Source organism: Bacillus aquiflavi, assembly GCF_019915265.1.
Lineage (GTDB): Bacteria > Bacillota > Bacilli > Bacillales > Cytobacillaceae > Bacillus_BT > Bacillus_BT aquiflavi.
In genome coordinates this window covers 2,561,073-2,586,133 of sequence record NZ_CP082780.1, presented here as the reverse complement: position 1 = coordinate 2,586,133, position 25,061 = coordinate 2,561,073, and the positions used below count along the sequence as shown (strand labels likewise).

The following is a 25,061-nucleotide window of genomic DNA, read 5'->3' as shown; positions in this document are numbered from 1 at the left end:
AAAGAGGGAGAGACGCTCAATGCACGAACGAACTTTCAAAGTGTTAGAATTTGCAAAAGTGAGAGAACAGCTTGTAAATCATGTATCCTCTTCTCTAGGAAGAGAGAAAGTAGAGAATTTGTTACCGTCTTCTAAATTTGAAGAGGTGATCAAACTTCAAGAAGAAACAGATGAGGCAGTAAAAGTATTAAGATTAAAAGGCAACGTTCCGCTTGGTGGTATTTTTGATATACGTACTCATATAAAAAGAGCTGAAATTGGCGGAATGCTCAGTCCGCATGAATTAATGCAAGTTGCGAGTACAATCCATTCCAGCAGAATAATGAAACGATTTATCGAAGAATTAGCTAATGAAAAAATAGATATTCCGATATTGTTATCGTTTGCTCACCGGATCGTTGTTTTAGCGGAGCTTGAGGAAAAAATTAAAACGGCTGTTGATGATAATGGTGATGTTCTTGATAGCGCAAGCGATAGATTACGAACTCTTCGCCACCAACTTCGTGGCAATGAGGCACGAATTAGGTCAAAGCTTGAGGGGATGATCCGTTCTGCTAATGCGCAAAAGATGCTATCTGATGCCATTATAACGATTCGGAATGATCGATTCGTCATTCCTGTTAAGCAAGAATATCGCGGACATTATGGCGGAATTATTCATGACCAAAGTTCTTCAGGACAAACATTATTTATCGAACCGCAATCAATTGTTCAATTAAATAATGAATTGCAAGAAATCCGTGTAAAGGAACAACAAGAGATTGAAAGAATTCTAACTCATTTAACGGCAGCAGTCGCTGAAAGTAATAGCTTTTTACTAGAAATCGTTCATATTTTAGCCAGCTTTGATTTTATTTTTGCAAAGGCACGGTACGGCAATTCAATTAAGGGTTCAAAACCGTTAATCAATAATCAAGGCGTCATTAACTTATTTAAAGCACGTCATCCGCTTATTTCAGCTGATGAAGTCATTGCGAATGATTTTTCTTTAGGAAAAGATTATACGACAATGGTTATTACAGGTCCAAATACAGGTGGTAAAACGGTAACGCTGAAAACCGTAGGATTATGTACATTAATGGCTCAAGCTGGATTACAAATTCCTGCCCTCGATGGTTCACAATTAGCTGTTTTTGCTGAAGTATACGCTGATATCGGGGATGAACAGTCAATTGAACAAAATTTAAGTACTTTTTCATCACATATGGTCAACATCGTTGATATTTTACTTCATGCTGATTGTAATAGTCTTGTATTATTTGATGAATTAGGAGCAGGGACAGATCCTCAGGAAGGTGCTGCGCTTGCTATTTCAATATTAGATGAGGTGTATAATCGTGGAGCTCGCGTCATCGCCACAACTCATTATCCAGAATTAAAGGCATACGGATACAATCGTGAAGGAGTAATCAATGCAAGTGTTGAATTTGATATCGAGACTTTAAGTCCTACATTTAAGCTATTAATCGGTGTACCAGGACGAAGTAACGCCTTTGAGATTGCAAAACGGCTCGGTTTAAATGAAAAAGTAATTAAAAATGCTAAAACTTATATAAGTGCAGATAGTAGTAAAGTAGAAAATATGATTGCATCACTGGAAAGAAGTAAACGGCAAGCCGACGATGATTTAACGGAAGCACACGAGCTTTTACAACAGGCAGAAAAGCTTCATCAAGACTTACAAAAGGAATTAAGCAATTATTTTGAACAGAAAGATAAATTATTAGGCAGAGCAAAAAAGGAATCAGTTGAAATAGTTGAAAAAGCGAAAATAGAAGCGGAACAAATTATTAGTGAACTAAGAAAACTGCGATTTGAGAAGCATGCGGAAATTAAAGAGCATGAATTAATTCATGCGAAGAAACGGCTTGAAGATGTTACCCCACAAATTGACACATCAACTAAGCATGTTAAAAGGCCTATAAAGAAACATTCCTTTAGTCCAGGAGATGAGGTAAAGGTATTAAGCTTTGATCAAGTTGGTTATCTCATTGAAAAATTATCAGAACAGGAATGGCATGTTCAAATAGGAATATTAAAAATGAAGGTTGACGAAACAGATATGGAGTTCATCTCCAAACCTAAAAAAGTCGAGACAAAACCTCTTGCTACAGTAAAAGGAAAAGGTTATCACGTCAGCCTTGAGCTTGATTTAAGAGGAGAGCGTTTTGAAGCTGCTTTACAAAAACTCGAAAAATATATTGACGATGCTTTACTGGCAGGATATCCCCGTGTCACAATTATCCATGGAAAAGGAACGGGAGCGTTACGGCAAGGTGTCCAAGAATATTTAAAAAATCATAGAGCAGTTAAGCATATTCGTTTCGGAGAAGCAGGTGAGGGAGGCACAGGTGTTACTGTTGTACAGTTCAAATAAAAATCAGGGAGAAATGAAACGATGAAAGATTTTTGGGAAAACGAGTATATTTATACAGCCGGTAATTATAGTGTTGTAGTTCTATTTGTAGTCGTTTTTTTTAGCTATTTTTGAACTCGTAACAAAATATAATAATTGGGAAGAAATAAAAAAAAGGGTAACATGGCTGTTGCAATGGCTACAGGTGGAAAAATTTTTGGGATTGCAAATATTTTTCGGCATTCTATCATGCGCCACGATTCGTTATTAATGATGATTATTTGGGGAGTTTACGGTTTTGTATTATTACTTATCGGCTATTTTATTTTTGAGTTTTTAACTCCGAAATTTAAAATTGACGATGAGATACAAAATAATAATCGTGCCGTCGGATTTATCTCAATGGTTATTTCAATTGGTTTGTCTTATGTAATTGGGGCTGGTATTTTAGTATAATAACTGTTAGCTCTAAGTTTGTGTAAGATAAGGAGAATTTTTAATGGAAAAATTAGCGAAAATATTGCTCGTCATTTCAGGAGTTTTTATGCTTATCGGAGTTGTATATTTATTATTTTTTGTCTAAAGTATATTTAAGGATCGCTTGCTAATATGCAGCGGTTCTTTTTTTTGGTGCGCCTGGCTGAGCTATAACTTGGTGGTGAGAGTCCACTACAAGCCTGGGCAGTAGGAACTGTTAGCTAAAGGCAAGGATGGGCATCGTAAGGCGGAATCTGAAGGAAGACGAAGGTAAATCCCGAACTGACGATCCGAAACTGCATACAAGGCTGACTTGGAATGGACGAGTCTGCCAAACATGACAAAGTCCGATACTGCACGAGTTCCATACAATAAATACAGCAGTTACATGGGAGGAAGGTTATAGCTCTTAACGGGGGAGGTCTCACGGGCGGAAATAAAGCCGGTTGAAACAAGATTTATCGTGAGAAGTCAGCAGACGCCATAGTTATTTCCAACGGAAACGAAGGGCTGAGCAATCTTTCAATCTTGGAAAACAAGGAAACTATTTAGTTTGAAGATACCTGTTTAGATATTTCCATTTTATGTTTTTTACTCAAAGTTTTGTCCATCAACAACAATATTTTCTGTATTAACTTCTTCATGTATTTGCTCAGCAGATACATTTAACGGTAAACTACTAAACAATAGGATTAAAGCTAGAGGTAAAGCGATTACATTAAAGCTAATTTTTCTCTTCGAAAATTGTTACCCTCCTAATATAATTATTAATAGAAACAATTCCCTTGTCATTTATATACTAAAAAAAATTGGAGAAAGGGGAAATAATACAAATGAATGTAAATAGAGTTAAATATGTGTTTCTTCTTTTCTATTTAATTTTACTTTACTTTACTTGTTCTTAATATTACTGTTGGCGTTAAACATGCTTTTTGGGTACTAATGGTATTAGTCATTACCCAATTCATAGCATATACTATCGCTGAAAAAGTAGATAAAAGTAAGGAGAATTGATTTTTACTGTAGAAGAAGAAATGAAGTGCTCCCTGTCAAGTAGATAATATTAAAAAAGCCCATCTGCAGCCTGAGTCTATATCGATATGGACTCAAGTTGTTATACTGAAAACCCTGATGCTATGAAGGAGGACTCCTTTTATATTCCGTTTTTTCTATGTTTTTTTAGTGTACCAATGACCATTTTCAAAGACATTCCTTTGGCTAATCTGGTAGCAATAATTTCATTATTATATAAAAAGAGGGATTCATGGGACATGGCTAGAAAAAAATTATAGACTTTTTGCTCAAGTGAACACCTTATATTAATAGTTTTTTCAATACATAAACTGTGTCTCTTTTTAGTCTAACATCAGCATATTTATCATTGCTTATACGTTTATTTTTGTCCTCCTTTTATATTCATATATGGCATTGATGAGGGATTTATTTTTATCATACCGGTAGTTTTAATTGGACGTAATGAAACACGATTTAAAAGAAAGTGTGGCTGGAAAAACCGATTTGTTTTGAAAAAGGAACAAATTTGATTCTAATTGTCAAGGATACATCATTATATTATAATAAGAAAGAACAATTTGAATGTTCAAATAATTTTTTAAATAGGAGGATACGGTATGTCTGAAAGAAAACCTTGGCTTAAACATTATCCAAAAGAAATTCCTTCAGTCTTAACAGAAGAGCCTCGGCCGGTACAGCAATATTTAAGGGAGGTGGCAAATGAATTTCCAGATAAAGTAGCCATCCATTTTTTAGGTAAAAAGGTTACTTATCAAGAACTTTATGAAGCCGCATTAAAATTATCACGATATTTAAGGGAACTAGGAATTAATAAAGGAGATCGTGCTGCAATTATGCTGCCAAACACGCCTCAAGCAGTTATTAGCTATTACGGTATACTAATGGCAGGAGGAGTTGTTGTCCAAACAAATCCCCTTTATATGGAACGAGAAATTGAATATCAGATGAAAGATTCTGGGGCAAAAGTGATTATTACTTTAGATGTTTTATTCCCTAGAGTAATGAAAGTCATGCCGAAAACAAATTTAGAGCATATTATTGTAACCGCTATCAAGGATTTTTTACCTTTTCCGAAAAATATTATTTATCCTTTCAAGCAAAAAAAGCAATTTGGACTTGTTGTAAATGTAAATCATAAAGGGAATCATCACTTGCTGACAGAAATATTAAAAAAACCAGTTGGCGAAGAGCCAAAAATTGATTTTGATTTTAACGAAGATTTAGCATTGTTACAATATACAGGTGGGACAACGGGAGCTCCTAAAGGAGTTATGCTGACACATAAAAATCTTGTTTCAAATGCTTCAATGTGTGCAGCATGGATGTATAAATGCAAAAGGGGAGAAGAAATTGTTTTAGGAGTCTTACCATTTTTTCATGTGTATGGAATGACAGCAGTTATGATTTTAGCAATCATGCAAGGCTACAAAATGATACTCCTACCAAAATTTGATGCGGAAACAACGTTAAAAACAATTCAAAAAGAAAAGCCTACCTTATTTCCTGGTGCTCCAACAATATATATTGGCTTATTAAATCATCCGAATTTACAAAAATACAATCTTTCCTCAATTGATTCTTGTATAAGCGGTTCTGCGCCATTACCGATAGAAGTGCAACAAAGATTTGAGGAAATTACCGGTGGAAAGCTTGTTGAAGGCTATGGTCTCACTGAATCTTCTCCTGTTACACATGCAAATTTTTTGTGGGAACGTCCGAGTATTAAGGGGAGTATCGGTGTACCTTGGCCCGAAACAGACGCTGCAATTGTCTCTTTAGAAACAGGTGAACATCTTCCGCCAGGTGAAATAGGTGAGATTGCTGTTAAAGGACCGCAAGTGATGAAGGGATACTGGAATCGGCCTGAAGAGACAGAAGAAGTATTGCGCGACGGTTGGTTATTTACAGGTGATCTTGGATATATGGATGAGGATGGATATTTCTATGTTGTTGATCGAAAAAAGGATATGATTATTGCAGGTGGTTTTAATATTTATCCACGGGAAATTGAAGAAATCCTTTATGAGCATCCTGATGTTCAAGAAGTAGTAGTTGCAGGTGTACCAGATCCGTATAGAGGTGAAACTGTAAAAGCATATATTGTTTTAAAAGAAAAGGCAACAGTTACGGAAAAGGCTTTAAATGAGTTTGCGCGGAAACATCTTGCAGCCTACAAAGTTCCAAGAATATATGAATTTAGAAATGAACTGCCTAAAACAGCTGTAGGTAAAATTTTACGAAGAGCGTTAGTTGATGAAGAGAGAAAAAGACTTGATGATGAACAAAGTAAACAGGCATAGATCATTAAAATCGAGCTAATCGGTTCTTTATTTTGAGATTATTTGCCTTGTCCTATATTATCATACGTGTCATAATTAATTTGATAAGAAAATGACTTGACAGATTTTCATTATGTTAATATCATAAAAATATGAATGATTGCTCATTCATATTTGATCGTAACTAACTAATAATGATGAAATAGATTTGTAGGTACCATTAACATATATGATCGCTGCCTATCTTGAAAGGAGGGAAAACATTGAAAAAAAATAGACCGAAGTATCGCCAAATTATCGATGCTGCTGTTATTGTAATTGCAGAAAATGGATATCATCAAGCACAAGTGTCTAAAATTGCGAGACAAGCAGGTGTGGCGGATGGAACCATTTACTTATATTTCAAAAATAAAGAAGATATACTCATTTCTCTCTTTCAAGAAAAAATGGGCTTCTTCGTAGAAAAAATTGAAGAAAATATTGCAGGAAAACCGGAAGCAACAGAGAAGTTATTAATGTTGGTTAAAACACACTTTAAAATGCTATCTGAAGACCATCATCTTGGAATCGTTACCCAGCTTGAACTAAGACAATCGAATAAAGAACTTCGTTTAAAAATTAACGAAGTATTAAAAGGATATTTATATCTAATCGAACAAATTTTAGAAGAGGGCAAACGAAGCGGGGAGTTCCATAGTTCACTCGATGTGAGACTTGCAAAGCAAATGATATTTGGCACAATTGACGAGACTGTCACAACATGGGTAATGAATGATCGAAAGTATGATTTGGTTTCATTAGCAGAGCCTGTACATCAGCTATTAATTAATGGGTGTGGTCAATAAACAAAAAGGAGTTTATGATCCTTTTTAAATGAATGAGGAGGGGAGTCAATGGAATACTTATATTGGTCTTATGAAAATTCAATCGCAACAATTACCCTAAAACGTCCTCCAGCAAATGCCCTTTCAACAGGTTTGCTAAAAGAATTGTCTACCGTTTTAGGAGAGATTGAAGCAAACGAAGAGATTCGAGTTGTACTTCTTCATGGAGAAGGGCGCTTTTTCTCAGCGGGAGCTGATATTAAAGAATTTACAACCATTCAAACGAGTGAAGACTTTTCGAAGCTTGCTAAAACAGGCCAAGATCTATTCGAACGAATGGAAAATTTCCCAAAACCGATGATTGCAGCTATTCACGGTGCGGCTTTAGGTGGAGGTCTTGAGCTTGCGATGGGCTGTCACATTCGGTTAGTGAGTGAAAATGCAAAATTAGGGCTTCCAGAATTACAGCTTGGTCTAATTCCAGGTTTCGCAGGAACTCAACGTCTTACTCGTTATGTTGGAACAGCAAGGGCTGCTGAAATGTTATTTACAAGTGAACCAATTACAGGATTAGAAGCTGTTCAATACGGTTTAGCAAATCATGCTTATCAAGAAGATGAGTTGCTCGACAATGCATACAAACTTGCAGAGAAGATTGCAAAGAAAAGTCCAATCTCTGTTAAAGCAGCAATACACCTGTTAAGTTATAGTAAAACGACTCAGTTTTATGAAGGAGTCAAAAAAGAGGCCGAGCTTTTCGGGGAAGTATTTATGTCTGAAGATGGCCAAGAAGGAATTAAAGCTTTCATTGAAAAAAGACAACCGAATTTCAAAGGAAAATAATAAATTTATTCACATGCTGGAAATGACGAACAGAGCCTAAGCCATTATCCAATGTAACATCTTGAGAATTTAAATCCCACTCTAGTAACAAATTAGTGTTATTATATAAATATCATTTGAATTGTTTTTATTTTCAAATAATAACAATTACAATCGAGTAGGATAGCTAAAATATTTAGGAGGGGAAAACATGAACATCTATGTACTAATGAAAAGAACATTCGACACAGAGGAAAAAATCACAATTTCTGGTGGAAAAATTAACGAAGATGGTGCAGAATTTATCATTAACCCATACGATGAGTATGCAGTTGAGGAGGCAATTCAAGTTCGCGATGCACATGGCGGTGAAATCACTGTTATTTCTGTCGGTGATGAAGAAACAGAAAAAAAGTTGCGCACTGCTTTAGCAATGGGGGCAGATAAAGCCGTATTAATCAACACTGAAGATGATTTAGATTATGGTGATCAATATACAACTGCCAAAATTTTAGCAGAGTTTTTAAAAGACAAGAATCCAGATTTAATTATTGCTGGAAACGTTGCCATTGATGGCGGATCTGGTCAGGTTGGACCTCGTGTTGCTGAATTATTAGATATTCCATATGTGACAACGATTACAAAACTTGAAATTGATGGCAGCGATGTGAAAATAACAAGAGATGTTGAAGGTGACTCTGAAGAGATTGCAACGAGCCTGCCGCTTTTAGTAACAGCACAGCAAGGTTTAAATGAACCTCGTTATCCTTCTTTACCAGGAATTATGAAAGCAAAGAAAAAGCCGCTTGAAGAGCTTGAATTAGATGATTTAGATTTAGACGAAGATGATGTAGAAGCTAAAACGAAAACACTCGAAATTTTCCTTCCAGCTAAGAAGGAAGCAGGTAAAATTTTAGAAGGTGAACTTGAAGATAAAGTAAAGGAATTAGTACATCTTCTCCATACAGAAGCTAAAGTAGTTTAATTTTACAATTGAGAGAATAATATTGCAGGAGGTAGAAACGAATGGCTAAAAAAACATTAGTGTTAGGAGAAGTCCGTGACGGAGCGTTGCGCAACGTTTCTTTTGAAGCGATTTCAGCTGCAAAAACAGTAGCTGACGGTGGAGAAGTAGTAGGATTATTAATTGGAGATTCAGTAAAAGATTTAGCTAATGAAATGATTTTCTACGGTGCTGATCGTGTAGTTGTAGTTGAGAATGAAAAGCTAAAACAATATACTTCTGATGGTTTCTCTCAAGCTGTTATGGCTGTTATTGATGCGGAGAATCCTGAAGGATTAATTTTTGGACATACCGCAATGGGAAAAGATTTATCTCCTAAAATTGCAAGTAAATTAGATTCTGGATTAATATCTGATGCGATTGCAGTTGAACAAACAGGTGAAAATCTTGTATTTACAAGACCAATTTATTCTGGAAAAGCGTTCGAGAAGAAGATTGTAACTGATGGAATTGTGTTTGCAACAATCCGTCCAAATAATATCGATCCACTTGAAAAAGATGAAGCAAAAACAGGTGAAGTATCCTCACTTTCAGTAGAAATAAAAGATTTACGAACAGTTATTCAAGAAGTTGTTCGCAAAGCGAGTGAAGGTGTAGATCTTTCTGAAGCAAAGGTTGTAGTAGCTGGCGGACGCGGAGTAAAAAGTGAAGAGGGGTTTGAACCGTTAAAAGAATTAGCTGATGTGCTTGGCGGTGCAGTTGGTGCATCACGTGGTGCATGTGACGCCGAATATTGTGACTATTCTTTACAAATTGGACAAACTGGTAAAGTTGTTACACCGGATCTTTATATTGCCTGTGGGATTTCTGGAGCGATCCAGCACTTAGCAGGTATGTCTAATTCAAAAGTGATTGTTGCGATTAATAAAGACCCTGAGGCAAATATTTTTAACGTAGCTGATTATGGTATTGTCGGTGATTTATTTGATGTTGTACCTTTATTAATAGAGGAATTTAAAAAAATAAAGGTGAATGCATAATTTGTAAGTGCTAAAACCTGATTATATGTGCAATTAAAGTTTTTCATAAAGCGGCTCTCGTTAGCCGCTTTCTTGTCATGGTTTGTTTTTGCTAACTATAAGGTAAAAGTAATAGATTGCTGTGAATTATTCAGTGTGAAAAAAGACCTAATGATCTAAAAAACATTATATTTGTACTTGATAAATACTCTAAAAAATAAGGAACATGATCGAAAAGGTAAAGTTGGAGCATGTTCGTGATCATCTTTTTTGAAAGTATTTTTCCTTATAATAAGTGAACGATAAGGGTAAAATGTGTTAGAAACATATTATTAGCATGATTGAATAAACGGTGCTATACTGACGATAGTATTTTTAGTTTTATATTATTAGGGAGGCAATAAAGATGGCTATTACAAATGCAACAGATCAAACTTTTACAGCTGAAACAAGCTCAGGCTTAGTGCTTGCGGATTTTTGGGCACCTTGGTGTGGACCATGTAAAATGATTGCACCTGTTTTAGAAGAGCTTGATGCTGAAATGGGTGAGAAAGTGAAAATCGTCAAAGTTGACGTAGATGAAAATCAAGAAACTGCTGCAAAATTTGGTGTCATGAGTATCCCAACTTTAGTTGTTCTTAAAGACGGAGAAGTAGTTGACAAAGTTATTGGTTTTCAACCGAAAGAAGCACTTGTTGGACTTCTTTCAAAACATGCTTAATTAGACAGACCTTGGACTTATCATCATAGTCCAAGGTCTTTTTAAGGACCAAAGTTCGTGATCTCCTTTTAACAAATAAATCTCTCCCCCCAAATTTCCTTTCAGTGTGATACAATACTTCGAAATGTTTGTTTAAATAGGGATGTGACAAAATGAATGAAAAACTAAAGACAAAGCTTGCCATTCTCCCTGAACAGCCTGGCTGTTACTTAATGAAGGATCGACAAGGAACGGTCATATATGTGGGAAAAGCAAATATATTAAGAAATAGAGTCCGGTCTTATTTTACTGGATCTCACAATGGGAAGACGTTACGACTTGTGAATGAAATTGAAGACTTTGAATATATTGTCACTTCATCTGAAATCGAAGCACTCATTTTAGAAATGAATTTAATTAAGCAGTATGATCCGAAGTATAATGTAATGCTTAAAGACGATAAAAGCTATCCGTATATTAAGCTGACAGCGGAGCGACATCCGCGATTAATAACGACACGAAAAGTAAAAAAGGATAAAGGTAAATATTTCGGACCTTATCCTAATGTACACGCTGCGAATGAAACGAAAAAGCTGCTAGATCGTATGTATCCTCTCAGAAAATGCACAGCGTTACCAGATAGGGTTTGTCTATATTATCATCTTGGTCAATGTATCGCACCTTGTGTAAATGAAATACAAGATCAAACATATAAAGAAATGATTGATGAAATTACTCGATTTTTAAACGGTGGATATAAGGAGATCAAGACAGAGCTGTCAAAGAAAATGATTGAAGCATCTGAAAATCTTGAATTTGAACGAGCAAAAGAGTTGCGAGATAAAATTGCTCATATTGAAGCAGTCATGGAAAAGCAAAAAATGTCAACCAATGATTTTACGAATCGAGATGTTTTTGGTTACACAGTTGATAAAGGCTGGATGTGCGTACAAGTATTTTTTATTCGCCAAGGGAAATTAATTGAACGGGATGTTTCGATGTTCCCAATTTATAAAAAACCAGAGGATGAAATGTTGACGTTTCTCGGACAATTTTATTTAAAAGATCATCATTTTAAGCCAAAAGAAATATTAATTCCAAACACAGTTAATTCACAAATGGCTGAAGAACTACTTGAAGTAAAAGTATTGACCCCGCAACGGGGACAAAAAAAAGATCTTGTCAATTTAGCGATAAAAAATGCTAAAATTGCTTTGAAAGAAAAATTCTCGCTAATAGAACGGGATGAAGAAAGAACAATAAAAGCAGTAGAAAGATTAGGGGAACAGCTTGGAATCTATACTCCGCATAGAATTGAATCGTTTGACAACTCAAATATTCACGGAACGAACCCAGTGTCCGCAATGGTTGTGTTTATTGATGGCCGTTCAGAGAAAAAGGAATACCGTAAGTATAAAATTAAAACAGTAGAAGGGCCCGACGATTATGAATCAATGCGGGAGGTTGTAAGAAGGCGCTACTCTAGAGTATTAAAAGAAGGACTTCCTTTACCGGATCTCATTATTATTGATGGGGGAAAAGGTCATGTAGAGGCAGTAAGGGATGTTCTTGAAAATGAATTAAACCTAAATATACCGATAGCTGGACTTGTAAAGGATGAAAAACATAAAACATCACAGCTATTATATGGAAATCCACTTGAAATGATTCCATTAAAAAAAAATAGCCAAGAGTTTTATCTGCTTCAAAGAATACAAGATGAGGTTCATCGTTTTGCGATTACGTTTCATCGCCAGCTTCGGGGGAAAAATACATTTAATTCCATCCTTGATCATATTCCTGGGATTGGGGAAGTAAGAAAAAAATTATTGTTAAAACATTTCGGATCAATTAAAAAAAAGAAAGAGGCAAAGTTAGAAGAGTTTACTACGATTGGAATACCAAAAAATGTAGCTGAAGCATTAATGAAAAAGTTAACACAATAGGTTGTTTGATAAAAATGGATATGATATAATATTCATTAAAATTTCAAAACATTATCACTTTATAGCGTTAAAGGATAGAGGTGCAAACTTCAATAGTAAAAGCTTTGAGAAGAATGAGCTTCAATGAAAAGCTTTGAAAGGGGAGTTTGCCGAAGTAAAGAAAGACTCATTTATTTCTTTGCTGGTTCTGCTTTGAATAGAAGCAGAATTGTCAAGTTGAACAATAACAACTTGGAGAGCTATCTCTTTGTCTGCGAAATTCGTGTTTATAGCGTTTCACAGCAATGGGATAGAACTTCTCATTGCTGTTTATTTTTTGTTAAACCTTTCGGCTCGTTCGATTGAGACTGCAGTCTCAATCGCCTTTCGGCTATGTTAAAAGGTCCTTTTGTTGATATGAATTAATAAAGCAAGCTAGCTATCTTGTTCGATTCATATCAACAGAAGGAAATGGGCCAATGAATCAATTGAGTTAGATAACTTAGCTTTGTTGATAAGGAAATCGTTTCTGAAAAATGTGAGAAAGAAGGGGAAAATGTGGCGTTAATTGTTCAAAAATTTGGTGGTACATCATTAAGTGATCCCGAGAGAATTTTAAATGTTGCCGAACGAATCAGCGCAGAAAAGATGAAAGGCAATGATTGTGTTGTTGTTGTATCAGCAATGGGCAAAACAACTGATCAGCTTATCTCTTTAGCAAAAGATGTATCAAACCAAGTTAACAAAAGGGAAATGGATATGCTCCTTTCGACTGGAGAGCAAGTAACAATTGCTTTATTATCGATGGCTCTTTCGCAAAACGGGTGGGAAGCTGCTTCCTTTACAGGCTGGCAAGCAGGAATTATTACTGAACCAGTGCATGGTAATGCACGGATATTAAATATTCATACGGAAAAAATCCGCGAACAGCTAAATAAAGGAAAGATAGTAATCGTTGCTGGGTTTCAAGGAGTAACAGAAGATGGAGAAATTACAACGCTTGGAAGAGGGGGATCAGATACGACAGCTGTTGCATTGTCGACGGCTCTAAAAGCGTCTAAATGTGATATTTATACTGACGTAACAGGTGTGTATACAACAGACCCACGGCATGTGAAAGAAGCTCAAAAATTAGCGGCAATATCATACGATGAAATGCTTGAACTTGCTCATCTAGGAGCAGGTGTACTTCATCCTCGTGCTGTAGAGTTTGCAAAAAATCACAATGTGACTCTTGAAGTCCGCTCGAGTATAGAAAAAGAAAGAGGAACGATCATTAAGGAGGAAGTAACGATGGAGCAAAATTTAGTTGTACGTGGTGTCGCGTTTGAAGACGAGATTACAAGGGTTACTGTTTTTGGATTACCCAATTGTTTGACAAGCTTATCGACAATTTTTTCAACTTTAGCAAAAAACAACATCGATGTAGATATTATTATTCAAAGTATGACGAGCAAGGAAATAACTGACATATCATTTTCGATTAAAAATGATACACTAAAAGAGACGTTAAATGTTCTTGAAAAAAATAAAGATTTATTAAAGTATGACCATATCGAATCAGAAACAGGACTTGCAAAAGTATCAATTGTTGGCTCTGGGATGGTTTCTAATCCAGGGGTAGCTGCGGAAATGTTTACTGTTCTTTCAAATAACGGAATTGAGATAAGGATGGTTAGTACTTCAGAAATAAAGATTTCTACAGTTGTTAATCAGCAACAAATGTTACCGGCAGTAAATGCATTGCATAAGGCATTTAAGCTTTCTGCGATTCCAATAAGATCTTAAGGCTGTTTTAATAAAAGGAAATCCAGCATAGGCTAGATTTCCTTATGGGGTAGCTTTAGAGTCCCATTTAATGGTGAACCTTACTTTCGCTACGAGCTTTTTAGGATGTTCATATGCTTCTGCAATAAAGCCTTTTTGCAGTTGAACTTGTTCAGCTAGAAAGCCTGCTTCAAGCTGAAAGGAGCAATTTCGTTTTCGTTTAAAGCGTTCTTTAATAAGTTCACCAGATAACTCAAGCTCCATTTCATGAGGATTTAAATGTCTTAGGGATAAATGTCCCCAGCCAGCTTTTTCAAAAAAATCAATCACGGCTTCTACCGTTTTCAGCGGATATTTTCGGGCTAATCTTTTTCCGGCCCAGTACAAAATTTCAGGTGTGTCTTTGCCGAGTAATTCTGTTAAAAGCACCTCTCGAATCAATTCATATCCAAACAATGGAACCGTTAATGATTCGCTTTGTAATTGTTTTTCTGAAGATGTTGTTTCAATCAATATACTCCCCTCTTTCTATTAATCTATTATATACAAATTGGGAGTAAAATCAGTACACTTTTAAAAAATAAAATGTTAAAGATTAGTACGATTCTTCACGATAGAGATTAGTAATAATTACCTATTTATGATGAATAAACATTCAATTTTATCAAAGGCTATACAATAGAAAATTGTTAAAAACTATAGCAGAAAATAAAGCTAGGTCATATAAATAGAAATTTCATTATTACTGTATCGTGAACAAAATCATGTTCTTACTGCTTAAGCAACTGATATAATAAATAATACAATTTATTAGTTCATACAGAAAATGAAAATTACATTTTATTGTAATAGGGAAAATTCATTTAAGTAAATGTTCTATACAATTCCAGTATATTTTTATAATTTTGTTTATATAAAATTTTTATGTATCCGTTTCCTTGACGCTCCAGCAATGTGGGAGTAAAATGAACATGTCACATAATTGTTAGAAAATGCGCAAACATTTTCTATAATGATGAAAGGTAGATCGTTCCATCAAGGGGGTAATGGGAAAGATACACCTATCCATCATTTTAAAATAATAAGGGGGGTAAATTCATGGCAGGTAATCGAGAATTTTCTAATCGCAGATTGCATTCGCTGCTAGGAGTCATTCCAGTAGGATTGTTCTTAACGCAGCACTTGGTCATCAACCATTTTGCTACTAAAGGGGAAGAATCCTTTAATAATGCTGCTAATTTTATGGGGAATCTTCCTTTCCGTACTTTCTTGGAAATTTTTATTATTTTCCTACCATTAATGTATCATGCAATCTACGGGCTTTATATCGCTTTTACCGCTAAAAACAATGTTAGTAATTTTGGCTTTTTACGAAATTGGATGTTTATGCTGCAACGCTTAACAGGTGTTATTACACTTATTTTCGTTGTTTGGCACGTTTGGGAAACACGTGTACAAGCAGCGCTCGGTGCTGATGTAAACTTCCAAATGATGGAGAACATTTTATCAAACCCATTCATGTTTTGGTTTTATGTAGTTGGTGTTATATCTGCAATTTTTCACTTTGCTAACGGCTTATGGTCATTTGCAGTTAGCTGGGGTATTACGATTACACCAAGATCACAAATGATCTCTACATATGTAACATTGGGTATATTTGTTGCATTGTCAATTGTTGGTATTCGTGCATTAACAGCATTCATTTAATTTTAATTTTAAATTTTAAATTTAACATGCAAAACGTTTTTATAGAGATGAGATCGGACTATTTCGACGACTGATAAAGGAGTGAGTCACGATGAGTAAAGGGAAAGTGATCGTAGTTGGCGGCGGTTTAGCTGGCCTAATGGCAACGATCAAAGTTGCTGAATCAGGAAACCCAGTAGAATTATTTTCTTTAGTGCCGGTTAAGCGTTCTCACTCTGTTTGTGCCCAAGGTGGTATTAATGGAGCAGTAAATACAAAAGGAGAGGGTGACTCTCCATGGGAACACTTTGATGACACTGTTTATGGCGGTGATTTCTTAGCTAATCAGCCTCCGGTAAAAGCAATGTGTGAGGCAGCACCTGGAATCATTCATCTACTAGATCGAATGGGGGTAATGTTTAATCGTACTCCAGAAGGTTTACTAGATTTCCGCCGCTTTGGTGGAACTCAGCATCACCGTACTGCTTATGCAGGTGCAACAACAGGACAACAATTACTTTATGCTCTAGATGAGCAAGTTCGCCGTCATGAAGTTGCTGGCTTAGTAACGAAATATGAAGGATGGGAATTTTTAGGCACTGTATTAGATGATGAAGGTGTTTGCCGAGGAATTGTTGCTCAAAACTTAACGACGATGGAAATTAAATCATTTGCCGGTGATGCAGTAATTATGGCGACTGGTGGTCCCGGAATTATTTTCGGGAAGTCAACAAACTCAGTTATTAATACAGGATCAGCAGCATCAATTGTTTATCAACAAGGTGCTTATTATGCAAACGGTGAGTTCATTCAAATTCACCCAACTGCGATTCCAGGAGATGACAAGCTGCGCTTAATGAGTGAATCAGCTCGCGGTGAAGGTGGACGTGTTTGGACTTATAAAGACGGAAAACCGTGGTATTTCTTAGAAGAAAAATATCCAGCATACGGTAACCTTGTGCCTCGTGATATAGCAACACGTGAGATTTTCAACGTCTGTGTTAACTTGAAGCTTGGTATTAATGGCGAAAACATGGTTTATTTAGATCTTTCTCATAAAGATCCGAAAGAATTAGACATTAAGCTTGGCGGTATCATTGAGATTTATGAGAAGTTTATGGGGGATGATCCGCGTAAAGTTCCAATGAAAATATTCCCTGCAGTTCACTATTCAATGGGTGGATTATGGGTTGACTATGATCAAATGACAAACATTCCTGGATTGTTTGCAGCTGGTGGATGTGATTATTCTCAGCATGGAGGAAACCGTCTTGGAGCTAACTCTCTGCTTTCTGCAATTTATGGCGGAATGGTAGCTGGACCTAATGCTGTGAGATATATAAATGGGCTTGAGAAGAGTGCAGATTCAGTTTCTTCAACGGTGTTTGACAGCTATGTTAAGAAAGAAGAAGAAAAAAGGAATAATATCATGTCTATGGATGGAAATGAAAATGCGTATGTCCTTCACAAAGAGCTAGGGGAATGGATGACTAAGAATGTTACTGTTGTTCGTTATAATGACAAGCTCTTAAAGACAGATGAGAAGATTCAGGAGCTTATGGAGCGTTACAAGAAAATTAATATTAACGATACTGCAAAATGGAGCAACCAAGGTGCAATGTTCACTCGTCAACTTGAGAATATGCTTCAGCTTGCCCGTGTTATTACAATCGGTGCATACAATCGTAACGAGAGCCGGGGAGCTCACTATAAGCCTGATTATCCGGACCGTAATGACGAGGATTTCTTAAAGACAACAATGGCGAAATTTGTTGATGAACAATCTGCACCACAATTCCATTATGAAGATGTGGATGTATCTTTAATTAAGCCACGTAAACGTGATTATACGAAGAAGAAGGGGGAGAAATAAGGAATGTCAGAAAAAAGAACTGTACGTTTTGAAATTACTCGCCAAGATAACCCTGACTCAGCCCCTTATAAGGAAATATTCGAACTTCCTTATCGCCCTAATATGAATGTGATCTCAGCTTTAATGGAGATTCGTCGTAATCCAGTTAATGCTGAAGGCAAAAAAACAACCCCTGTTGCTTGGGATATGAACTGTTTAGAGGAAGTTTGCGGTGCTTGTTCGATGGTTATTAATGGAAAGCCAAGACAATCATGTACGGCTTTAATTGATCAATTAGAACAACCAGTACGTTTAGAACCTATGCGTACTTTTCCTGTTGTAAGGGATTTACAAGTAGACCGGAGCAGAATGTTTGACTCATTGAAAAAAGTTAAAGCATGGATTCCAATTGATGGAACATATGATTTAGGTCCAGGACCACGTATGCCAGAGAAAAAGCGTCAATGGGCTTATGAATTATCAAAATGTATGACTTGTGGTGTTTGTTTGGAAGCTTGTCCAAATGTAAACAGCAAATCAAACTTTATCGGTCCAGCTCCTCTTTCCCAAGTACGATTATTTAACGCTCATCCAACAGGTGAGATGAATAAAGCTGAACGACTTGAGGCGCTTATGGGGGACGGAGGACTTGCAAATTGCGGTAATTCACAAAACTGTGTTCAATCATGTCCTAAAGGTATACCATTAACAACTTCAATTGCAGCATTAAACAGAGATACGACAATACAATCATTTAAAAACTTCTTCGGAAGCGATCGAGTATAAAACTGATAACTCCCTTTTTCCTAATATGGAAAAAGGGAGTTTTTTATGACATCCCCCAGTTTTCAAAACTTTTCAAAACCTATATAATAGAAGGAGAATGAATGTTCATTCATCTTTAGGAGGGAGTTAAATGAAAAAGGTAAATTATATTAAGGATTTCGCTAAGTGGGAGCAAGATTTTAAGTTTTTTCATCCAATTAAAGTCCGTTTTTCTGAAACTGATATGTTTGGACATGTTAACAATACGGTTCCATTTACATATTTTGAAGAAGCAAGAATTGAATTTTTTAATAGCAAAGGAGTCATGCAAAATTGGCTGCTCCAAAATAATGAAACGATTCCAGTAGTTGCTGATTTACAATGTGATTTTATTAAGCAAGTATATTTTGGAGAAAATTTAAAAATTTACGTTAAAGCAAATGAAATTGGGACATCTTCTGTTGATATTCATTACATGGCGAAAAAAATGGATGGCACCGTTTGCTTTGTTGGAAGAGGAACTATTGTACAAATCTCAAAAAAAACTGGAAAAAGCGTTCCATGGTCAGACGAAATAAAAGGACAGTTTATTTTAAGCAACAAATTAAGCATTTAAATATACACATTCGCACATTTTTCATAATAACGTGTTCCTTCAAGGAATATAGTCACTCCATCTCTTTATTTCACATATGATATGATGAGTAAATATATACCCATCCCACGGTTCATAGCTGGCGAAGGCAAGGAGGGTTACAATACTTGAAGGATAATGAATATACTCACAAGCCGTTACTAACGAAAAGAGAAAGAGAAGTATTCGAACTGTTAGTACAAGATAAAACAACAAGGGAGATCGCTAGTGAATTGTTTATAAGTGAAAAAACGGTTCGAAATCATATTTCAAATGCTATGCAAAAGCTAGGTGTCAAGGGGCGTTCCCAAGCTGTTGTAGAGCTCCTTCGCATGGGAGAATTAGAGCTTTAAGAAAAACCGGCTATCCTTTCCAAGGAAGCCGGTTTTGCACTTTATTTATTTTGAATGTAAACATAATGAATCTTGTATAATTAGAGGTAACTTTGTATCATATATAATATTTTTTTTATTTGAAGAGTTATTAGTTAAATTATTTTAGTAATTTAAATTTATCCCCATTATTCCTCTTTTTAAAAATATGTTTATTTCAAAAAACAGAAACACGCCAATTGTAACTCGTTGATGCGGTAGCGAGCTCGGAGACATTGTAAAATATAACCAAAATACAGTAACAATTCTGATAAAGATTCATAAGTAAACATTGGATGTTTATTATATAATTTTTCTGAATTTATACAAATATCCTTTTGTTTTCGCATTTTTCTATGATTCCATTTTTTCCTTTCAAAGATATTTATGTACTAATGATTGAAATTTTAATGTTATGCAATTCCTTATTTAAATTTTTATTTAAAATACAGTTGATGAGGATTTTTACTCTTAATTTACGAAATTAACTCAATTAATCAAATAAAATATTTAAGCAATTAAATTTTTTAATAAGGACTTATGCAATTATATAGTGTCAGAAACGAGGGCTCCACATCTATTTTTTCTGCTTCTATTTTTGATTTTCTTCTTCTGTGGATAGTCGTTCTCGAACCCCCTTATGTTGCTTTTGACTTAACGTATAGATAATATCGAAGACTTATTGAAAAATGATTGTTCCTTTACAGGAGGATGATTCAGTTATTCTATTCCTTTATTAAAACACTTTATTCTCGTATATTTTAATAGATAACATCCAGGAAACACTGTAAATGACTAAGATCACTATGGCTATAACAACTAAAATAGGTACATTAGCAAACGCTAATAAATTCACGACATATTCTCGAATTAAATCATTTAAATTTGGGATGAATAACTTGATTGCTAGAAAGTACGCACCGAATACAAAAATTGTAACAGTAAATAAATACTGGCTTTTATATTTATATGAAAATGGATACATAAACGAGGCAATTAACATAACCGCTGAAATAATGAAAAATAATTGTTTCCACTCTAAAGGCTTTTGATGAATGGCGTATTTGGCAATAAAAATAATGATTATGTAAAAAAGTGTATACATGATTAAACTGAGGTATTTGGAACTCACAATTTCCTTTCTTGTATAAGGAAGTGAGCTCAGCAGTAGCTGAATTGACTTTTTTTCATCTACTGAGAAAGCTGTCATAGCTGTTGCGATTGAAAAAATAATACCTACGAATAAAACTGAAACATCTAAAAACATGTAAGCAATGATCCCTAGTAACATAGTCAGCAACATTTTTTTGTGGATCATCAAATCTTTTCTTATTAACTCAACTTTCGCAGCCCAAATTAGGCAGGTAGGCCTTGATATAATTAGGCAATCCGGCAAACCATTGTTGTAGTTGACTTTTGATTAACTTTTTGAATTTCTTATTTGTTTTTTTTTCAAGGCATCTTCAAGAAGCTCGATAAGTTGTTGAAGTGCAACAGCCCAATCAAGCTCATTTATTTCGTCACAAAGTTCGTAAAACATACCACCAAGTGTGCGGTCATCTGTGCTGCAGCGATTTTGCCATGATAAAAGAATATATCTTGCAAATATACAATGGTTGTATGGCTTATAAGTGAATCATAAGACCTGCCTTGAAATTCCTTTTGTAATTTTAGTAGCGATTTTGTAGCCTTGAAAAAGACTTCAATATCCCAGCGCATCCCATAAATTCGTATGATTTCTGTCTCTGTTAACGTGCAATCTGTGCTTAAAATGGCTAACCATTCACTTCTTTTGTTACGGTTTCGGACGAATACAACTTTTACCTGGACACCATTTGCCATCGTTGTACGAATGGAGCGCAAGATGTTTTTATTTCCTGATGTAGGTGTCGCTAGGCGGTAAAGTTCTTTTAACCCGACTCGCTTTTCATTTACTAGATAACGTTGATTCGTGGCCTTAACCATACCGATGACATCGATGCCTTGTTTCACGATAGATTGAATAAGGGGTTGTTGGGTAAACCAACTGTCCATTAACACGTAAGAAGCATCAATTCCTGCAGAAAGTGCTCGGGAAATCATAGATGGTATCTGTTCTGGCGCAGTTTGTAGTGCTTCTACACGTCTTTTATAACCTAAAGTGCGTTTGTCTACTTTATCCGAGATGTCATTTATTCTAGACTTCTTTGAGCTTAATAACGAGAAATCAATTGGCATGAAGGTAGCACCATCAGACCAGCCTAGCGTAAGCATACGAAAGCCTTTATAAAAACGCATTTTATGAGATGCATGGTCAAAACAGCGCGCAAGCAATTCCACCTTTTTACTACGGTTTCGTTCATATGAAGAATCATCAATGATCAATACTTTTGGACGGTCACTTTTGGTCAAGCGATTGACTTTATAAATAGTTGCTGTGCTTAGTAAAAGTAAAAATCGACGCCAAGAAAATTTGGAATGATTTAAAAAGCCGTAAGTGTTTAAGAATCTGTAATTCATTAAATGCAGATTTCAAATCATTTGGTAGTTGATTATTTTGGTCATTATTCGCTATCATAGTAGGAGGCACCTCATCTATTTGGTAGTTTTTTCTCGACAATTAAACTATACCAAAGGTTGGGGTGTTTTTCTTTTATAAATACTTTTGTCAAGGAACATAATGAAGTACTGAATGTCTTATACCGGATAACGATTATATGTTATTTTTACACTGCGAAAGTTGAGTTATTTATTTTTTGTCATTAGCGTTGCATAAATAAGGACGGAATATTCTGTAAATAGACCAGTGTTATTTTTTGCTAAAAGAACAAGGGCTAAACAAAGGTGCTCTGTCCATTCGGTAAAAATATACATTTAATACTTAGGTGACAGCAACTGTGTATGTGTTTACGGACTTGCTCTATTATCGAATTTGCGAATCCAAATGTAAGCAGGCTTCCAAAGTGCTGCCTTTAACCAACGACTAATCCGGAGTAGGGCTTTTTTGCTTTTCATCTCCAGTTGGATTAGAACATTTAGACAATAGGCAATGAGTGCAAGATAAATTTGATTCTGAATCGCTGTTTCACCCATACCATAAAAGTGTTTGATCTTTACATGCTGTTTTTTAGCCATTTAAAAAACAGTTCAATCGCCCAACGTTGACGATAAATTTCGCTGACTTCGTCAGGTTCTAAATCGAAGCGATTCGTTATTAACCTAAGAATGTTTCCTTTTGTGTCCTCAACTTCAAGGAGGCGGAAGACATTCTCTGTACGATTTTGAGTAGAGCCAATGTAAACCATTCTATCTGATAGAACAGTAGACTTTTCAGGAACCGAAAAGGATTCTACCTCACGAATGACGGCGTTTTTCTTTAATCTTGATACAAAGAAGTAGCCATCATCCATCATTCGATCGAACCGTTCGTAATCAACATATCCGCGGTCAAACACATACATGGCTTCCTTATCATCAACGAGAATTTCCAATTGATTTCTGTCATGTTCTTTGGCTGTTGTAATTACTGCTTTTTCAGGGTATACAGTATCATTATTCATGAACACAAGTCGCAAATGCAGCTTGACACCAGCTTTTGTTTTGCGGAATTTTGCCCACTTATAATTCGTCAGGTTTAATGGAAGTGTACTGGAGTCGATGATTTTTAATGGCATATGCTTTCCGTTTTTAAAGTGAATTTCTTTTATTTGGTGCACAAGCTCCAAAAATAATCGGGAAAGAATAGCTGGATTGACTTCATTGTTTTTTCTTGATAATTGAGATTTACTGATTGATTCAAAACCTAAGGCTTTTTGAAGTTGATCATGAATCAGTGCGTCACTCATTTCTTCCAGACTCTCGAATCCTTGTAATTGAGCAAGCAACATAAGCTTTATGTAGGCTACAGTTGTCAGTTTTTTCGTATAATGATCTTGCTTACTTTCTTCTACTTGTTCAAAAAGTATTTTTGAGTTTATAGGTGTTATCCATTTACCAAATGATGATTTTAGTGTATTCTTGTCCATATCGGTTATCCTTTACTATTGGATTTGGACAGGGAATCACCTGTACTTCCATTGTAAAGGATTTTTTTATTGCTTGAAAATTAATTACTAACTATTAGGAATCTTCATAACTTTCAATATTTATTAATGCAACGCTAGTGATTTTTTGTATTATATATTTATAAACTTCTTTTAACCCCTAAACGTTAATTGGTAACTAAAGATTCTAATAGTTTTAGAAATTGACCTTCATCAATAATTTTAATGCTTTCGCCTTCTTCAATTAGGTAAAATGCCTTTTTTTCTTTAGTGCTTAATCCATCTTTGCCAACAAGTGACTTATCTTGTTCACCAACGATAAGATAATCAGTTTTTTTTCTTACGCCACTTTTTACTAAAGCACCGACATTTACAGCTTTTTGCATCGCTTCTTTACGATCAATCGATTGCAACTCACCTGTAAAAACTAAATTTTTCCTGAAAAATGGATGATTTTCATTAAATTCATGATTGATAGGTTTTATATCATTAATAGAAACTCTATTAAATTTACGGCGTTTTTTTCCAAAGATAGTTTGCGGTTTTAATTCAGCAAACGACTTTACAGGGATGGAGCTATATGTATTAATATAGGATTGAATTGATTTTCGACTCTTTATTTGTACACATTTAATTACTAATTCAGCGACAGCTCTAGCATCAGATAATGCATTGTGATGGTGATCGATTACAATTCCAAATCTATTAGTTCTAGCTGCTAAAGATTTACCTATACCTTCACCTCGACAAGCTCGTGTGCTAATAGGTATACTGCAAACATATTGGAATTCGGGTTCTTTAAGTGAATAAGCCATTAAACAATTTTTCAGTATACTCATATCGAAGCGTGCATTATGGGCAATTATTAAGTTTCCCTGATGAAAATAATGTGAGATCCTATCCCAAACTTCAGCAAAGCTTGGAGCGTTTTCCAACTCATTAGCTGTAATTCCGTGAATCTTTGTAAATTCTTCATCTAAATCTAAAACTGGTGGTTTAATTAAAAAATACTGTTGATCAATGATCGTATTATTTTTTACAAAAACGAGTCCCAATGAGCAAGCACTATTAAGATTCTTGTTTGCAATTTCAAAATCAATTGAAATGAAATCTATTTTTCTCCCCTCCCTTTTTTTATTCAACCCCTTAATTTACTTACAATTATAAGTTCAATTTAAGACTAATGAGAATTTGTTATTAACAGACTAGCTGTTGCGTTGAAAAATAAAGCTATCTATTAAATGGTGATATATGTAATATTAGCAAATTACACGTCATTCTGCTAGTTTATTGAGCTTCATTTAAGTTTGTAGTTGCTCTTATTACAAGTAGTTTCAAATATGAATGAGGAAAAAGAAAATATTAAGAAAATACACCCTAAAATAAGAGCTTATTTTTCATAAGCTCCTATTTTAGGGGCTTTTTTCAGTAGAAAACTAAATTATCTAAATTTAAAAAATATTGACATAATAATCTTGATATTGTATCTTTGTTATTAAATATATATAACATTAAATTGGCAATCGTAATTAATTCGTCATATGAAAATTAGTTATAATTGCT

Annotated in this window: 18 protein-coding genes, 3 pseudogenes and 1 riboswitch; of the genes and pseudogenes, 16 read left to right on the top strand and 5 right to left on the bottom strand. The window is 35.1% G+C overall.

Features of this window, described 5'->3' with window-relative positions; translation table 11 throughout:
- Window positions 1–19 precede the first annotated feature (19 nt).
- From K6959_RS12515 to K6959_RS12470, 11 genes and pseudogenes are all read left to right on the top strand, one after another.
- On the top strand, window positions 20–2,377 hold the full coding sequence (locus K6959_RS12515) for an endonuclease MutS2 (protein WP_223086656.1): 2,358 nt from the start codon (window positions 20–22) through the stop codon (window positions 2,375–2,377).
- A 21-nt stretch (window positions 2,378–2,398) separates the two neighbouring features.
- Window positions 2,399–2,812: pseudogene (locus K6959_RS12510) on the top strand (DUF350 domain-containing protein).
- Between the two features lie 1,652 nt (window positions 2,813–4,464).
- Entirely contained in the window at window positions 4,465–6,168 is a 1,704-nt protein-coding gene (locus K6959_RS12505) for a long-chain-fatty-acid--CoA ligase (RefSeq protein WP_163243036.1), read from the top strand.
- A 242-nt stretch (window positions 6,169–6,410) separates the two neighbouring features.
- Complete coding sequence (locus K6959_RS12500; protein ID WP_163243035.1) at window positions 6,411–6,992, top strand: fatty acid metabolism transcriptional regulator FadR; 582 nt, start codon at window positions 6,411–6,413, stop codon at window positions 6,990–6,992.
- Between the two features lie 48 nt (window positions 6,993–7,040).
- Window positions 7,041–7,814, top strand: a complete 774-nt coding sequence (locus K6959_RS12495; RefSeq protein WP_163243034.1) for an enoyl-CoA hydratase — start codon at window positions 7,041–7,043, stop codon at window positions 7,812–7,814.
- Between the two features lie 190 nt (window positions 7,815–8,004).
- Window positions 8,005–8,778, top strand: a complete 774-nt coding sequence (locus K6959_RS12490) for an electron transfer flavoprotein subunit beta/FixA family protein (RefSeq protein ID WP_223086655.1) — start codon at window positions 8,005–8,007, stop codon at window positions 8,776–8,778.
- A 41-nt stretch (window positions 8,779–8,819) separates the two neighbouring features.
- Window positions 8,820–9,797, top strand: a complete 978-nt coding sequence (locus K6959_RS12485) for an electron transfer flavoprotein subunit alpha/FixB family protein (protein WP_223086653.1) — start codon at window positions 8,820–8,822, stop codon at window positions 9,795–9,797.
- A 385-nt stretch (window positions 9,798–10,182) separates the two neighbouring features.
- A complete protein-coding gene (gene trxA, locus K6959_RS12480) occupies window positions 10,183–10,497 on the top strand; it encodes a thioredoxin (protein WP_163243031.1) in 315 nt (104 codons plus the stop codon).
- A gap of 152 nt (window positions 10,498–10,649) precedes the next feature.
- On the top strand, window positions 10,650–12,422 hold the full coding sequence (gene uvrC, locus K6959_RS12475) for an excinuclease ABC subunit UvrC (protein ID WP_223086652.1): 1,773 nt from the start codon (window positions 10,650–10,652) through the stop codon (window positions 12,420–12,422).
- Window positions 12,423–12,489: 67 nt separating this feature from the next.
- Window positions 12,490–12,672, top strand: a riboswitch (Lysine riboswitch).
- A complete protein-coding gene (locus K6959_RS19225) occupies window positions 12,670–12,801 on the top strand; it encodes a hypothetical protein (RefSeq protein WP_258561195.1) in 132 nt (43 codons plus the stop codon). (Overlaps the previous riboswitch by 3 nt.)
- Window positions 12,802–12,959: 158 nt before the next feature.
- Window positions 12,960–14,189 (top strand): aspartate kinase, encoded by a 1,230-nt coding sequence (locus K6959_RS12470; RefSeq protein WP_163243029.1) that lies wholly within the window; start codon window positions 12,960–12,962, stop codon window positions 14,187–14,189.
- A gap of 42 nt (window positions 14,190–14,231) precedes the next feature.
- Here K6959_RS12470 and K6959_RS12465 read toward each other — a convergent pair whose 3' ends face one another.
- A complete protein-coding gene (locus K6959_RS12465) occupies window positions 14,232–14,681 on the bottom strand; it encodes a YslB family protein (RefSeq protein ID WP_218944023.1) in 450 nt (149 codons plus the stop codon).
- A gap of 585 nt (window positions 14,682–15,266) precedes the next feature.
- Here K6959_RS12465 and K6959_RS12460 point away from each other — a divergent pair.
- The 5 genes from K6959_RS12460 (at window position 15,267) to K6959_RS12440 (ending at window position 19,458) form a co-directional block, all read left to right on the top strand.
- Window positions 15,267–15,875, top strand: a complete 609-nt coding sequence (locus tag K6959_RS12460; protein WP_163243028.1) for a succinate dehydrogenase cytochrome b558 subunit — start codon at window positions 15,267–15,269, stop codon at window positions 15,873–15,875.
- Window positions 15,876–15,966: 91 nt separating this feature from the next.
- Window positions 15,967–17,727, top strand: coding sequence for a succinate dehydrogenase flavoprotein subunit (sdhA, locus tag K6959_RS12455; RefSeq protein WP_223086650.1), 1,761 nt, complete (start codon window positions 15,967–15,969; stop codon window positions 17,725–17,727).
- A gap of 3 nt (window positions 17,728–17,730) precedes the next feature.
- The gene (gene sdhB, locus K6959_RS12450) at window positions 17,731–18,492 is read left to right on the top strand and encodes a succinate dehydrogenase iron-sulfur subunit (protein ID WP_163243026.1); all 762 of its coding nucleotides are present in this window, start codon (window positions 17,731–17,733) and stop codon (window positions 18,490–18,492) included.
- Window positions 18,493–18,622: 130 nt separating this feature from the next.
- On the top strand, window positions 18,623–19,087 hold the full coding sequence (locus tag K6959_RS12445) for an acyl-CoA thioesterase (RefSeq protein ID WP_163243025.1): 465 nt from the start codon (window positions 18,623–18,625) through the stop codon (window positions 19,085–19,087).
- A gap of 146 nt (window positions 19,088–19,233) precedes the next feature.
- Window positions 19,234–19,458: a helix-turn-helix domain-containing protein gene (locus tag K6959_RS12440; protein WP_163243024.1), complete on the top strand. Its 225-nt coding sequence runs from the start codon at window positions 19,234–19,236 to the stop codon at window positions 19,456–19,458.
- A 754-nt stretch (window positions 19,459–20,212) separates the two neighbouring features.
- Here the strand turns inward: K6959_RS12440 and K6959_RS12435 are convergent.
- The 4 genes and pseudogenes from K6959_RS12435 to K6959_RS12420 all read right to left on the bottom strand — a co-directional run bounded on the left by K6959_RS12435 (window position 20,213) and on the right by K6959_RS12420 (window position 24,640).
- A complete protein-coding gene (locus tag K6959_RS12435) occupies window positions 20,213–20,794 on the bottom strand; it encodes an ABC-2 transporter permease (RefSeq protein ID WP_163243023.1) in 582 nt (193 codons plus the stop codon).
- A gap of 19 nt (window positions 20,795–20,813) precedes the next feature.
- A pseudogene (locus K6959_RS12430) lies at window positions 20,814–22,033 on the bottom strand (IS4 family transposase).
- A 329-nt stretch (window positions 22,034–22,362) separates the two neighbouring features.
- A pseudogene (locus K6959_RS12425) lies at window positions 22,363–23,480 on the bottom strand (IS4 family transposase).
- Between the two features lie 185 nt (window positions 23,481–23,665).
- Entirely contained in the window at window positions 23,666–24,640 is a 975-nt protein-coding gene (locus K6959_RS12420) for an exonuclease domain-containing protein (protein WP_262421786.1), read from the bottom strand.
- Between the last annotated feature and the right edge of the window lie 421 nt (window positions 24,641–25,061).